Annotated in this window: 11 protein-coding genes and 1 tRNA gene; 4 read left to right on the plus strand and 8 right to left on the minus strand. The window is 60.2% G+C overall.

Annotated elements, in window-relative coordinates; genetic code table 11:
• Window positions 1–34 precede the first annotated feature (34 nt).
• A complete protein-coding gene (locus tag ACVWYP_RS12580; RefSeq protein ID WP_028343438.1) occupies window positions 35–1765 on the plus strand; it encodes a methanol/ethanol family PQQ-dependent dehydrogenase in 1731 nt (576 codons plus the stop codon).
• Between the two features lie 131 nt (window positions 1766–1896).
• Here the strand turns inward: ACVWYP_RS12580 and ACVWYP_RS12585 are convergent, their stop codons facing one another.
• From ACVWYP_RS12585 to ACVWYP_RS12595, 3 genes are all read right to left on the minus strand, one after another.
• The gene (locus tag ACVWYP_RS12585; protein ID WP_304498860.1) at window positions 1897–2169 is read right to left on the minus strand and encodes a hypothetical protein; all 273 of its coding nucleotides are present in this window, start codon (window positions 2167–2169) and stop codon (window positions 1897–1899) included.
• 61 nt (window positions 2170–2230) lie between these two features.
• The gene (locus ACVWYP_RS12590; RefSeq protein ID WP_304498861.1) at window positions 2231–4546 is read right to left on the minus strand and encodes a xanthine dehydrogenase family protein molybdopterin-binding subunit; all 2316 of its coding nucleotides are present in this window, start codon (window positions 4544–4546) and stop codon (window positions 2231–2233) included.
• Window position 4547: 1 nt separating this feature from the next.
• A complete protein-coding gene (locus tag ACVWYP_RS12595; RefSeq protein WP_028333166.1) occupies window positions 4548–5000 on the minus strand; it encodes a (2Fe-2S)-binding protein in 453 nt (150 codons plus the stop codon).
• 599 nt (window positions 5001–5599) lie between these two features.
• On the opposite strand from ACVWYP_RS12595, the gene ACVWYP_RS12600 reads away from it, so the two are divergent.
• The 3 genes from ACVWYP_RS12600 (at window position 5600) to ACVWYP_RS12610 (ending at window position 6814) form a co-directional block, all read left to right on the plus strand.
• Window positions 5600–5674: transfer RNA gene (locus tag ACVWYP_RS12600), tRNA-Glu, on the plus strand.
• Window positions 5675–5722: 48 nt separating this feature from the next.
• Window positions 5723–6217, plus strand: a complete 495-nt coding sequence (locus tag ACVWYP_RS12605; RefSeq protein WP_304498862.1) for a hypothetical protein — start codon at window positions 5723–5725, stop codon at window positions 6215–6217.
• 57 nt (window positions 6218–6274) lie between these two features.
• Entirely contained in the window at window positions 6275–6814 is a 540-nt protein-coding gene (locus ACVWYP_RS12610) for a hypothetical protein (RefSeq protein ID WP_304498863.1), read from the plus strand.
• A gap of 77 nt (window positions 6815–6891) precedes the next feature.
• Here the strand turns inward: ACVWYP_RS12610 and ACVWYP_RS12615 are convergent, their stop codons facing one another.
• The 5 genes from ACVWYP_RS12615 to ACVWYP_RS12635 form a co-directional block, all read right to left on the minus strand.
• On the minus strand, window positions 6892–7434 hold the full coding sequence (locus ACVWYP_RS12615; protein WP_456684107.1) for a hypothetical protein: 543 nt from the start codon (window positions 7432–7434) through the stop codon (window positions 6892–6894).
• 27 nt (window positions 7435–7461) lie between these two features.
• Window positions 7462–8651 (minus strand): IS3 family transposase gene (locus ACVWYP_RS12620; RefSeq protein ID WP_168859417.1). Its coding sequence is split into 2 segments (ribosomal slippage): window positions 7462–8402 and window positions 8402–8651, totalling 1191 coding nucleotides; the frame shifts between segments, so codons are not numbered across the junction.
• A gap of 32 nt (window positions 8652–8683) precedes the next feature.
• On the minus strand, window positions 8684–11455 hold the full coding sequence (locus ACVWYP_RS12625) for a DEAD/DEAH box helicase (protein WP_304498865.1): 2772 nt from the start codon (window positions 11453–11455) through the stop codon (window positions 8684–8686).
• The gene (locus ACVWYP_RS12630) at window positions 11448–12248 is read right to left on the minus strand and encodes a hypothetical protein (protein WP_304498866.1); all 801 of its coding nucleotides are present in this window, start codon (window positions 12246–12248) and stop codon (window positions 11448–11450) included. Before ACVWYP_RS12630 ends, ACVWYP_RS12625 begins: the two co-directional genes overlap by 8 nt.
• A gap of 246 nt (window positions 12249–12494) precedes the next feature.
• Window positions 12495–13304 carry a hypothetical protein gene (locus tag ACVWYP_RS12635; RefSeq protein ID WP_304498867.1) on the minus strand — a complete coding sequence of 270 codons (810 nt, stop codon included), beginning with the start codon at window positions 13302–13304 and terminating at the stop codon, window positions 12495–12497.
• Window positions 13305–13310 lie beyond the last annotated feature (6 nt).

Below are 13310 nucleotides of genomic sequence, written 5' to 3' on the forward strand. Positions count from 1 at the left end.
AAAAAATCAAAACAGAGCAGGGAGGTAGCATCTCATGACAAGCAAGCAGTGGTTACTGTCGAGTTGTGTCGCATTCACGTGCCTCATTTCGACCTATGCCGTCGCGGGGCCGATCGAAAACTACAGTTCGGTGACCTCGGCGCGTCTCGAAAATCCCGAACCCGGCAACTGGATGCTGTATCGCCGGACCTATGACGGACAGGGGTACAGTCCGCTCAACCAGATCAACACCTCCAACGTCAAGGACCTCAAGCCGGTCTGGACTTTCTCGACCGGCGTCATCGAGGGCCATGAGGCGCCGCCGATCGTCAACAACGGCGTGATGTTCGCCGCGACCCCGATGGGGCAGGTGATCGCGCTCAACGCCAAGACCGGCGAGGAATATTGGCGCTACAAGCGGCAGCTTCCCGACGATCTGTTCCAGCTGCATCCGACCAGCCGTGGCGTCGGCCTGTGGCAGGACAAGGTCTACTTCGCCACCACCGACGACCATGTCGTCGCGCTCGACGCCAAGACCGGCAAGGTGGTCTGGGACACCAAGGTCCAGGATTACAAGAAGGGCCAATATCTGACGCTGATGCCGCTGGTGATCGACGGCAAGGTGATCGTCGGCGGCTCCGGCGGCGAGTTCGGCGTGCGCGGCTATGTCGTCGCCTACGATGCCGAGAGCGGCAAGGAGCTCTGGCGCACCTTCACCATCCCCGGCGAAGGCGAGCCCGGGCACGAGACCTGGAGCGGCGACGACTGGAAGTCGGGCGGCGGATCGGCCTGGATGACCGGCACCTACGACAAGGACAACAAGACGATCCTCTGGGGCGTCGGCAACGCTGCGCCGTGGCCGGGCTCGGCCCACGCCGGCGACAACCTCTACACCAGCTCGGTGATCGGCCTCGATCCCGAGACGGGCAAGATCAAGAAGCACTTCCAGTATCACCAGAACGATTCCTGGGACTGGGACGAGGTCGACGCGCCGATGCTGGTCGACCTGCAGCGCGACGGACGTACGTTCAAGAGCCTGATCCACCCGGGACGCGACGCGATCTTCTGGGTGCTCGAGAACAAGCCCGACAAGATCAACTACGTGTCCGGCTGGCCGTTCGTGAAGACCAATGTCTGGAAGGGCATCGAGGCCGAGACCGGCCGGCCGATCGTCGATCCCGAGCATAAGCCGGTGATCGGCAAGCGGGTCGAGTTCTGCCCGTCGCTGTGGGGCGGCAAGGATTGGCCGTCGGCGGCGTACAGCCAGAGCACCAAGCTCGTCTACGTTCCCGCCAACGAGAATTTCTGCGGCGGCTTCACGGGCGAGAAGCAGCCGCTGGTACCCGGCCAGCTCTGGCTCGGCACCAAGCCGGAGGACATCGGACTGACGCCGGCACCGAACGCCGATCATTTCGGCGAGTTGCAGGCGTGGGACCCGGCAACCGGCAAGAAGGTCTGGCAGCACGACTTCAAGACCTCGCAGCTGTTCGGCTCGGTGACGGCGACCGCGGGCGACCTGGTTCTCGCCGGCGGCACCAACGACCGGATGTTCCGCATCTTCAACGCCAAGACCGGCGAGCTGTTGTGGGAGCAGAAGACCAATTCCGGCATCATGGCGATGCCGATGTCCTATGAGGTCGACGGAACGCAATACATCGCGGTCCAGTCGGGCTGGGGCGTCGACGCGCAACGCATCCAGGATGCACTGGCCGGCAAGGTCAAGGGCTTCGAGAACAACGTCCCGCAAGGCGGCGTGATCTGGGTGTTCGCGCTCGACAAGAAGTAAGCGCGCAGTCAGGAGCGTGATCCGATTGAATCGGATCATGCTCCCAAGCTTTTGTCGGACTCAGCGACAGGGGGCGATGCGATCGGGAAGCGGCGGATGGGGAGACCGCCGCTTCCCGGTCTGCGCTTGCTTTACTTGCCCTTGGTGTCGACCTTGCGCTTCTCGTCGTCGTTCATCTGCCTGATCGTGGGGTCGCGGCTGGCTTCGCCGGTGGTCTGACCGGTGGTCGACGGCGGGCCGCTGCTCGGAACCGAGCTCTGGTCGGGCAGCACCCGCGCCGGACGCGTCGCCGTTGCGCTTGGCGGCGAGGCGGTTTGTGCGAGCGCAGCCTGTGTCGCAAAAAGAAAGACGCCCGCGGACAAGGCGGCCGCGAGCGTCCCGAATGTCTGAGGCGGGGTTCTCATCGATCTGCTCTCTCTAAAGCGCGATCGATGAGAACGGCCCGTCTCGCCTAACGTTCCAGCCTCACGTCTCCAGCTGCTTGCCGATCGGAAGGGCGCGGATGCGCTTTCCGGTCGCGGCAAAGATCGCGTTGATCAATGCCGGCGCAAACGGCGGCACGCCGGGCTCGCCGACGCCGCTCGGCGGGGTGTCGGCGCCGGGCGCCACGATGTAGACGTTGGTGATTATGGGCGACTCGTCCATCCGGATCACCGGGAAGTCGTCGAAATTGCCCTGCTGCACCTTGCCGTCCTTGAAGCTGATCTCGCCGTATTTGGCGAGACTCAGCCCCATGATCGCAGCGCCTTCGATCTGCGAGTGGATCCGCTCCGGATTGACGTAAGTGCCGCAATCGATAGCGGTATCGACCCGCGGCACCGAGAACTTGCCCTTGTCGTCGACCGCCACCTCGACGATGGTCGCGATGTAGCTGACGAAGGAGCGATGCACCGCGATGCCGAGGCCGTGGCCCTTCGGCACCTTTCGGCCCCACTCGCCCTTTTCGGCGACCAGCTCGACCACCTTGCGTAAGCGCGCGGTGTCGATCGGGTAGCTGTCATAGGGCTCGCCGTAGTTCCAGGGATCCTTCACCGAGGACAGGTTGACGATCCGCGGGCTTCCGATCAGCTCCAGCAGCATCTCCTTCTGGTCGCGGCCCGTTGCATGCGCGATTTCCCCGACCATGGATTGCACCGCGAAGGCGCGCGGGATGTTGGAGACCGAGCGGAACCAGCCGATCCGCGTGAACGCGGCCGCTTCCGGGTTCTCGCACTGCAAATTGGCGATCTCGAACGGGTTGTCGATCAGGCCCATGCCGAGCTCGAACGGCGCCTCGTGATTGGCGCCGGCGGCGAAGGTCGAGGCGATCGTTGGCGCCACGCTGCGGTGCCGCCACGCAATCACCTTGCCGCTCTTGTCGAGACCGGCCTCGATCCGCTCCACCGAGACCGTGTGCAGGAAGTCGTGATGCACGTCGTCCTCGCGGGTCCACTGCACCTTGACCGGCGCGCCGAGCTCCTTCGACAGCAATGCCGCCTCGAGCGCGAAGTCGCATTTCGACTTGCGGCCGAAGCCGCCGCCGAGCAGCGTCACGTTGACGGTGACATTGTCCTCGGGGATGCCGAGCGTCTTGGCGACATCCTCGCGGGTGCCGCCGGGGCTCTGCACCGGCGCCCAGATCGTGGCCTTGTCGCCCTTGACGTCGGCAACCGCGACCGGCGGCTCCATGCTGACATGGGCGAGATGCGGCAGATAATATTCGCCGGTTATCACCTTGTCGGCGCTCTTCAGGGCCGCATCGGCGTCGCCTTCCTTGCGCACCACGAGGCCGGGCTTGCGCGCGGCTTCCTCGAGCGAGGCACGATAGGTGACGGAGTCGTATTTGGCGTTGGCGCCGTCGTCCCAGACGATCTTCAGCGCGTCGCGGCCCTTGATCGCGGCGCCGGTGTTGCGCGCAATCACGGCGACGCCGCCGAGCGGCTGGAACTTGGACGGCCACGGCCAGCCCTTGACCTCCATCACCTTCTCGACGCCCGGCACCTTCTTCGCCGCGCTGTCGTCGAACGACTTGAGCTTGCCGCCGGTGACCGGCGGACGCGCGATGACGGCGTATTTCAGGCCGGGCAGGCGGACATCGGCGCCGTAATGCGCCTTGCCGGTGGTGATGTCGTGCAGGTCGACGATCGAGACCTGGCCCTTGCCGAGATAGCGGAAGTCCTTGGGGTCCTTCAGCCTGAGGCCCTCGACGCTCGGCACCGATTCTTTCGCGGCGTCGGCCGCGAGTTCGCCGAAGCCTATCTTGCGGCCGCTCGCGCTGTGCACCACCTCGTGGTTCTGCGCCTTCACCTCGGTCACCGGCACGCCCCATTTCTTGGCGGCGGCGGCTTCCAGCATCGAGCGCGCCGAGGCGCCGATCTGGCGCATCGGGATCAGATAATGCCGCGTGCTGCGGGAGCCGTCGGTGTCCTGGTTGCCGAACTTGACCTCGTCGCCATGCGCCTGCTGGACATGGACGCGCGACCAGTCGGCCTCCATTTCCTCGGCGACGATCAAGGGCAGGCTGGTGCGCACGCCGGTGCCCATCTCGGAGCGGTGCGCCAGGATGGTGACGATGCCGTCGGGGGCGATCGCGACGAACACGCGCGGATCGACCACCACGCCGTGCGGCATCTTGCCGGCGCCGGTCTCATAGGCGAACGCCTGGCGCGTCATCACGGGCGCGGCGAGCACGAAAGAGCCGGCGATGCCCAGCCCCTTGAGGATGCTGCGGCGCGAAACGTTCTCGACCTTCACATGCTTCTCGAAGCCGCGAAGTTTGCTGGGATTGGTGCGGATATTCATGTCACACCCCCGTCGATGCGAGATGGACGGCATTCTCGATCCGCTGGTAGCAGCCGCAGCGGCAGATATTGCCCGCCATGGCTTCGCGGATCTGGTCGTGGCTGGGCTTCGGGTTCTGGTCCAGCAGCGCCGCGGCCTGCATGATCTGGCCGGCCTGGCAGTAGCCGCACTGCGGCACGTTGACCTGGCGCCAAGCCTTCTGCACCGGGTGGTCGCCGGTCGGATGCAGCCCCTCGATGGTGGTGACCTCGCGGCCGACGACGTCGGACACCGAGGTGATGCAGGCGCGGACCGCCTCCTTGTCGACGATCACGGTGCAGGCGCCGCACAGCGCCTGGCCGCAGCCGAACTTGGTACCCGTGAGGCCTGCTTCGTCACGGAGATACCAGAGCAGCGAAAGATCCGGGTCGCCGTCCCAATTCTGTTCCTGGCCGTTGATTTTTAGTTTGATCATGGTCTGTCCTCGCTCTGCCTAAGCTATTGACCTGTGCGGCGCGAGGTGTGGAACGTCTTCCATCGCCTGCGACCGCGCTGATGTTTGTTGTGCCAAGATATTCGTGAGCCAAATTTGCCGTGCGCCAAGGCCGTCAAGCGCTTGCGCTTTGTTCCAAGCACTCCTCTTGCTTGTCCGGCGCCGTGCGGGGCGCAGCATGGTGAAGGGCTGCGATGTTAGCAGAGCTCGGCGTCGGATGACTTCACAGACAGGTGTTTTGCATTGCCATTTGGCGAAAGCAGGGCCGTGCACGATCAAGACATGACAGCTCAGGGTGGCCATCATGCAATCGCGAGGGCGGTGCCACTGTAGCGTGCAGGTGCGATGCGCTCGGGCAAGCGAGCGCGGCATCTCGCCCGGCACCGTCTCGTCTGACACCGTCATTCCCCTGTGCGCAATTGCGCGCCTGGGAGCATCGCGCAGCGATGAACCCGGAATCCGGAGGTATGGCGCCGGATGCCCCGGGGGCGTTCGTAAAGCATGGCCGACAAAATCCCCGCCGCAACGCACAAGGCATCTTGCGGCCGCCGGATTTCGAGGCTATTGCCTTCCCTCTCAACGCTCCCTTCGTCTAGCGGTTAGGACGCGGCCCTCTCAAGGCTGAAACAGGGGTTCGATTCCCCTAGGGAGCGCCAGAGAATTCAACAACTTAGAGACGCGACGGAAAAGTCGTTGAATATCCGTTGAATAAGCGTCGGCGGACGTTGGCGAACCCCAACACATTGATTCAGGGATCCGGCCACGCGCAGGTTCGCGCGCGTAGATCCGGTAGCTCCGTTGGCAATCCGAGCGAGAGTGATAGCCGCAACGATATGCAATCGGTCAGCGGCCTCGGCCTCTCGCTAACGCACCAAGGAAAATTGCACTTCATTCAGTGGCACCACAGTTTTCCAAAGTCCCTTCTTAAAGATCGGCAATATGAGACCGGCGAGATCAACGAGATTGCCAATATGGCCTTTATTACCGGACAGACCAATCGCCGCTTAAGCAACAAGGAACCGACAGCTTACCTCCCCGGCATTGTTGCCAAGCAAGGGCAGGAGTCGCTTGATGCGCAGCTCGTTCCGGCGCTCCTCAAGCTAGAGAATTACAAGGCATTCTTGAAGGCGCGCCGGATCGCCCTTGCGAAATGCATCAATGACTTCATCGCGAAGAAGGCAGGCGAGGCTTCCAAATAAGCCTCGCCTACGCCGGGCGGTCGAGAAGCAGACCACCAAGTCTGATAAGGGGGAACGGTGGCTACAAAGGAGGAAGACGAGGAGCGGCAAGAGCGAGCCTATCGCCTCATCGGCGAAATCATCGACGGAATTGTCGCTCAGACCTGTGCGAGACACTACCTGGCGCCGACGCAAGAGCACCAATTCACGAGCAAGATTACGGCGCTCATCGAACGCGAACTCCACGACATGGAGGTGCAGGGAATACACGTCAAAGTCCACGCACAGGATTTCCCGGACAAGGGACGTGGAAGCTGGGAGAAAAAGTCGGGCGCGGATGTTTACATTTCCCTCGTCGTGGATGCCCCGAACTATCAAGTCAACAAGGGAATGATTGTTCAGTCCAAGTGGGATGACTTGAAAGACCGGAAAGGCCTTAACTATTCGGTAGTACCGGACTCAGCGACCGGATACAGCGAACGTAACGAATATTACAAACTGCTACGGACGGGGAATATTTCGGTGCGAGACGCGGCAGAGCAGGAATTCAAGTTTCTGACTGAGCATCCTAACTATGTACGGCCAAGCAACGAGCCAGTGGTCTTGTACGGCCTCTAGTCAGCGGTGGGTCGTCGCTGCTTTCGCAGCCAATGCAGTAGTCCGGACAAGCGTGCGTAGAGTTGTCTGCGAGCGCCTTAAAAACCGGTCGACATGAAGCTTAGTACGGCTTCTGCTGCTCGTATCCGCTGGCGCGTAATTTCGAAGTCTTCATGCGGAGCTCCTGGAGGTATATGGGCTTTGATCTTGTCGTAAATCTTACGCGCCTCAACGCGCGAAACAGTTCTCCCGTTGTTGATCCTGGTCGCCAACGCCTCGGGGCTATCGCAGCCTTCTCTGATTGTACCGCCTAACGTGGCCAAGACCGTGCGCAGCGGTTGTGATGCGCCCCCACCGCTTTTCGCGCGCGCCGTCAGCAGCTGCGTCGGTAAGCCTGCGAGAAATGCGAGGTCAGGGACGACGCGCGAGGCGAAATGGCGTGCATATTCGCATTTGCCGAGACCGTCAGGCTTATCAAGGTGAGCCGCTTCTATTTGGCAAAGCGGGGCGCCTGCCATCCACAGCGGCAATAGCTTCTTGATAGCTGGCAATGCTTGGGCCGCTCGCTGCTCGTCGTTAGGAAGCGCTTTATATTTCTCACCAAATAGGCCTTCGAGACTTTCAGGCCGGACCATATCCATCAGAACAATTGACCTTGCCCCCAAGTTTTATCCAATCCTGAGTTCGCTCCGGCCATTGGATTTGCCCGGTTGGGCGGTGGTAGCGGCGGGAGCTGGCGCGGAGCCCTCGGCATAGCGCAGCGCCAGATCCCGTCGCGGATGGCAGGTGACGGCGAACTCGGACGGCGTCTTCCATCCAAGCCGCGAGTGTGGGCGTGCATCGTTGTAATCGGCCCGCCAGCATCCGAGCGCGACGCGGGCCTGGGCCAGCGACGTGAACAGCGTCTCGTTCAACATTTCGTCCCGAAGCCGGCCGTTGAAGCTCTCGATGAAGGCATTCTGCATGGGCTTGCCTGGCGCGATGTAGTGCCAAGCGACGCGGTTCTGATCAGCCCATGTCAGGATGGCGTTGCTGGTCAGCTCGCTGCCGTTGTCGCTGACCACCATCTTCGGCTTGCCGCGCTCGATCACCAGCCGGTCCAGCTCCCGCGCTACACGGGTGCCGGAGAGCGAGGTATCGGCCACCAGCGCCAGGCACTCGCGAGTGCAATCATCGACAACGGTGAGGATACGGAAGCGGCGGCCGTCAGTGAGCTGATCCGACACGAAGTCGAGCGACCAGCGGTCGTTCGGCACCATCGGCACGGTCATCGGCGCCCGGGCCCCGATCGCCCGCTTGCGGCCGCCACGGCGGCGCACCGCGAGCCTCTCTTCCCGGTAGAGCCGGAACAGCTTCTTGTGGTTGACCAGATAGCCCTCCCGCTTGAGCAGCACATGCAGGCGTCGATAGCCGAAACGACGACGCTCCTGGGCGATTGCCCGCATCCGCTGGCGAAGGCCGGCTTCGTCGGCCCGGGTCGTTTGGTATCTCATGGTCATGCGGCAGCAGCCGATGGCTTTACACGCCCGCCGTTCGCTCATCCCGAAGGCGCCTCGGAGATGGGCGACAGCTTTCCGCTTGGCCGCGGGCGTCACCATTTCTTTCCCACGAGGTCCTTCAAGGCCGCGTTGTCCAGCATGGCGTCGGCCAACAGCCGCTTCAGCCGCGTGTTCTCGTCCTCCAGCGTCCTCAGCCGCTTTGCCTCGGAGACGTCCATCCCGCCAAACTTGGCTTTCCATTTGTAGATACTGGCGTCACTGACGCCGTGCTTACGGCACAGATCGGCGACCGAAACGCCGGCCTCGTGCTCCTTTAAAATCCCGATGATCTGCTCTTCCGAAAAGCGGCTGCGCTTCATGCTCTGGTCCTTGTTGTGGGCCAGAACGAACTTCAAGCTGGATTAAGCCCGTGGGGCAAGGTCACAATGGGCCTGGCGGTCAACCAGCCAAGCAGCGCGGTCATGACATCTGCAGATGTGCCGTCGAGCTGCCCCTTATCTGCAAGGTCGAGAATCTGCTGCAGGATCTCCACGGACAGACCTGTTGCTCCTCCAACTTGCTCGATCCATTTTCCCTCCTCCGGAAGGTCAACTTTCGTTCGAGCCGCGAGTGCGGCCGTTACCCTGCTTTGCACCCAAGCCTGATCACCTGCGGCTTTGGCTCGAAAAACCGCAAAGGACCGATTGAGCACAGACACTGCCGGGTCGTCGGCCGTACCAATGGACATAGGTAGTTTTCCCAGAAAGTACGCGGGGGTGCCGGTTTTCGTTACTCCATTGTGAATCTGATCCAGAACGTCTGTTAGAGGGTCGTCGATGACCAAGCATTGGTCTGCCTGTTCGAAGATGGCCTGTAACTCCATCCAATGGCTGTTGATCTTACCTTCCTTGTCGTCGAACTCGATTACCCTGCTGGGCACAAGGAGCACAAACCCCTGGGCGCCTTCCCCAGCTCGACCGGCGCGGCCCGCGGCATTGAGCAGTTCGTGCGCCTCAAGCTTTTTCATCTTGTCGGCGCCTGGATCGAACCGACTATCCCCGGATATGATGACGACTTCGCTAGGGAGATTCATGCCCTGCGCCAAAGTCGAGGTTGCGAAAAGAACGTCGATGCCGTCGCGCCGTTTAAAAAGCGATTCATGTAAATCCCGCTCTTCTCTTAACAGCAAAGAATGGTGGCTTGCAGCGCCTGTCTTCAGCAGGCCGTCCGTATCCAGCTGGACGTAACAGTATTCAGCGCCGCCCATTTCTTCGACGGCCAATGCACGCCAAGCAGCCTCTTCCTCGTTCAGAGTAACCGGACGGGCTGAAAATCTTTCGGGAAAGTTGTTGACGCAGCTTTCGCAGAACACGGTCGTCTGCACGAAGACAAGTGTTTTCATACCAGCCGAAACGGATGCCGCGGCAATAGCGCCGCTTACTTGATTTCCGTTCGGTGTGAGATACCAGCGCGTTCCAGTGTTGGTAGAAAGCAATTGAGGATCGGGCAGCAAGGGGAGAAGTGAATAATCTTCGCGGTTCGTCGTGCTCCACGTTTGCAGCAATCCAAAAAGCCCGAAGGGGTGGGCGAGCAGCTCGCGCTTGACCCCGGCGGGTACGGATTTCTGTTTTGGCCGCTCACGCCGAGCCTGAAGCAATTTAGCGTTCAACACCTCGATTTGGTCGGCGGGGTAAACAACGCAACCTCTAACCTGCCTTGTAGGTTTCCATGCCAAATCAAGTGGAAGACAATGCCTTCCGGTAAGAGATGCGATCCAGCCCGCGATCTCGGCAGTGTTTTTCATCATGGCTGAGAGCAAGAGCAGGTCAGCGCCAGGCGCGATCTTTGTAAGGTTCAACAGCGTCAGCATAGCATCGAGCCCGCGTCGGCTGCGATCTTCCTCTCGTGGATGTAGGAGATGACATTCGTCAAATACAATAAGCTTGAGATCGGCAAACGCGTCAGGCTGGATGGATAGCAGCATCAAGCAACGTTCGGGCGTCGTAACAGTGACCTCCGGAAGCTCGATAGCGGCCGCGAACGTTAGATCCTCGTCAATATCACCGAGAACGTCAAAGGTTTGAAAGGTGCGCTTGAGTGCACGGGTGGTTTGCCCGACCAAGGCATGCGTGGGCGCCAGAAAGACAACTTTTCCCTGGCGAAGAAGAGCGCTTGCGATTTTGAGCTCGGCCAGAGTCGATTTGCCGCCGCCGGTAGGAAAACTGATCGCTGACGATACGCCTTCCGCAAGGTATCCTTTCTGAACAGCTTCGCGGTGATTCCGCCACAAGAACGGACGTTGGCGAGCCATTCGCCTGATAATGCGCCACCACCCGTCCTCTGGCACTCCGGGCGGTGTAGGGATACGTGTTAGCGCGGTTTCAAGAAGGTCGCGTTCCACCGCGAGGAGAAGGTTCGCGAGATGGAGTGGGCCAGGATAGAGGCTGACGACAGTGTCGCCAGAGTCAAGTATACCATCGATACGTTCAGAGCAGAGCGACTTACAACGCCGGAAGATCGACGCTGCTGTTTCCGCGTCGCCCTCCTCAGGTGAGAGATCCACGCGAGAACGCAGCTGCGCCGCTAATCGTCGAACTCCGCGAAGTAGGAGTAGTTGTAACGCTTGAAGTGCGCGCGCACTTATGTCGGGTTCTGACAACAGCGGCGTCTCTGGTCTAACAACCGCGATCAGGTTGCCTTGTGCAAGATTTTTGATTGCTTGCAGCAATGCCAATTCGACGGGGTTGGCGCCGTTGGCATCGGAGATTATGCGTTTTGCGGCTTCAGCTGCATCCGCATGAGCCTCCGCTACCAAAAATAGGAGCGTCGAGCAAATTTCCGGAGACAGCGCAGCCGCATCGACATGGCTTCCGGTCCGTTCTGCTAGCCCGCCCAACATGCATGCTTGGTGCGCTGATGCAGCAACAAAGGCCGCCGCTGCACGATTGTCGCGCTCCGGCAGCAAAGTGACGTAGGCTTCATGGGCAGCCGCAACGCGACGTAATTCTCCCAGAGTCTCTGTTAACTCTTCGCGTTCGCCGGTCTCTGAGGCCGCCCGAAGGCGAATGCGGGCTGAGACAATATCAGCAAATGCGTTGGTCAGCCTCTTGGGCAAGCCTTCTATGTCGAGGCCATCAAACGCGGGAGCGCTCTGAATCAATGCCGTCGTAATGGGATCAAACATTGGTTACCGTCGCTTTTACGTGCGCGATTGCGCGATCGGCAAACTTCTGCATCCATTGGCGCAGTTCGGGGATATGAATGGTTTCGGCTCGGCGTCGCTCAACACCGCCAGGCGCTGATTCGTCAAAGCCTTTGAAAAGCCGCTTCCGTCCCTGTTGGCCGTTGTGCGTTTCACCAACTGTGATGCTTACGCGATAGCGCCTCGCGTGCTTCCAAAGAATGTTGCTGATCGCAGCATCAATGTCGAGCTCGGGATCAAGGTGCTTTTGAGTTTCGAGGGCGGCGCTGACATCGTGCGTGAGCTGGTTCACGCGCTTTCCTGATTCAAGCGCCGTTATTCCTGGCCACACATCCTTGCGGATTGTTTCACGCGGATTGTCCGTGGCCTTGTCTTCGAAGATAATGACCGCGACGACCGACTTACCGTCTTCGGTCAATTGCAACTGCAGACCATCGAATCCTTTGTGCGCTTTGATAATATGCGGAGGCCGTGTGACTGCGCCGTGGCTTTGCTGATGCGCAGCAATCCAAGAAATCGTCTGGAATATCCAACCGTCTCGATGCCAAGGGTCTTCACCGTCCGGAACGGTGAGAAGGTCAATCGCATCCGCTGTATGGTCATGGGTCGTAGCCGGATCGGCGGATTGGACTCCGGCCAAAATCTTACTAACGTGTCGGAATTGACCAAGTGCTACTCGAGCAACCTGCTGAGCTAGCTTTTCTTCGTCTTGAACCACCCAAGACCAGCCATGGCATAAATCGCCGTGGTCGATCTGAGAAAGCGTAAGCGTCATTCTCCTTAGAAACCTCCCGAACCCTGGGTGCAGGGTAGCACCACAGTTGTGTATGTCACTGTTTCGATAACTGGTTGCAAATTCGTTTTAGCGCGCTGCGTGATATTCCGACTGAAGTGATGAAGGCTTCCCTACCGTAAAGGCGCACTACCTCCCCAGCTAAAGCGATCAGCCGTGTACCCCCATGTCTCATGCTTCGAAAAACATTGTACGATGCGCGATTGCGCTCTGGGCTAGGGCATACGATCACCTTTTGGATCGGAGGCGATTCCCAGAATGGCGGATATCGGCTGCGCATCTGACCGAGCAGAAGAACCCCGGTAAATCTGCTTTCTGGCGCGTGCTCGCAACAAGCCTCCCCTCCTTATCACGGGCCATTTCGCGGGTGTGATCACCGGAACGAAAACGCAAATGCTCGCTTGCATTTGCAAGACCGATAAAGATTGGCCGGAATCCTCTACCCCGACCTTTATCATCATAGTGGCGTGAGACTCCTTCGCTTAGAGCGAGATTGAGCGCCGTTCCTGCGTCTTGCACGTCCGCGTAATGGGGATGAGTACGTAGGCTTCTAAGCACCCCGATGCCGGAGTCGGCGGCTACAAACTCAAACCTGCCAGGGGTAGCGTCATATGCAAAGTAACCCGTGTCAGGGTCTTCACTGTGCTCCTCGACATTGCCGCGCAATTCGCCGATGGCCGCAACTAGCTGCCCCGCATCATCCAGCGCAAATCCGACGCCGGTAGCGGCGCGCTTTGCCCGCATCGCGAAATCGGTCCAATCGCTGTACCGGTCGGTGATTTCAGACATCGAGACAAAACCCTGCGCCCCGGAATCGGAAAACCACTTCCGGCCAGCCAAGATGGCCCTCGTCAGATCTTTATGTCGACCGAGATCGAGCCATCCGTTCAATCTATGGGCGAGACCGGCATGAACGAATTCCACGAGCGGGCCGAGATCGGTCGCGAGGGTCTTGGGCAATTCCGCTGGCGTTATCGTCCCTAAAGCAGCCGCTAATGCAACATCGTCCAATAATTCAAATGAAAGTTCTTCGATCACGCTCCC

This window comes from Bradyrhizobium sp. USDA 3262 (genome assembly GCF_054060035.1).

Bases quoted from the DNA above. Each gene is read 5' to 3' on its own strand.
- ACVWYP_RS12630 (WP_304498866.1), bottom strand. From the start codon at position 12,248: ATGACGCTTACGCTTTCTCAGATCGACCACGGCGATTTATGCCATGGC.
- ACVWYP_RS12615 (WP_456684107.1), bottom strand. From the start codon at position 7,434: ATGGATATGGTCCGGCCTGAAAGTCTCGAAGGCCTATTTGGTGAGAAA.
- ACVWYP_RS12580 (WP_028343438.1), top strand. From the start codon at position 35: ATGACAAGCAAGCAGTGGTTACTGTCGAGTTGTGTCGCATTCACGTGC.
- ACVWYP_RS12585 (WP_304498860.1), bottom strand. From the start codon at position 2,169: ATGAGAACCCCGCCTCAGACATTCGGGACGCTCGCGGCCGCCTTGTCC.
- ACVWYP_RS12625 (WP_304498865.1), bottom strand. From the start codon at position 11,455: ATGTTTGATCCCATTACGACGGCATTGATTCAGAGCGCTCCCGCGTTT.
- ACVWYP_RS12590 (WP_304498861.1), bottom strand. From the start codon at position 4,546: ATGAATATCCGCACCAATCCCAGCAAACTTCGCGGCTTCGAGAAGCAT.
- ACVWYP_RS12595 (WP_028333166.1), bottom strand. From the start codon at position 5,000: ATGATCAAACTAAAAATCAACGGCCAGGAACAGAATTGGGACGGCGAC.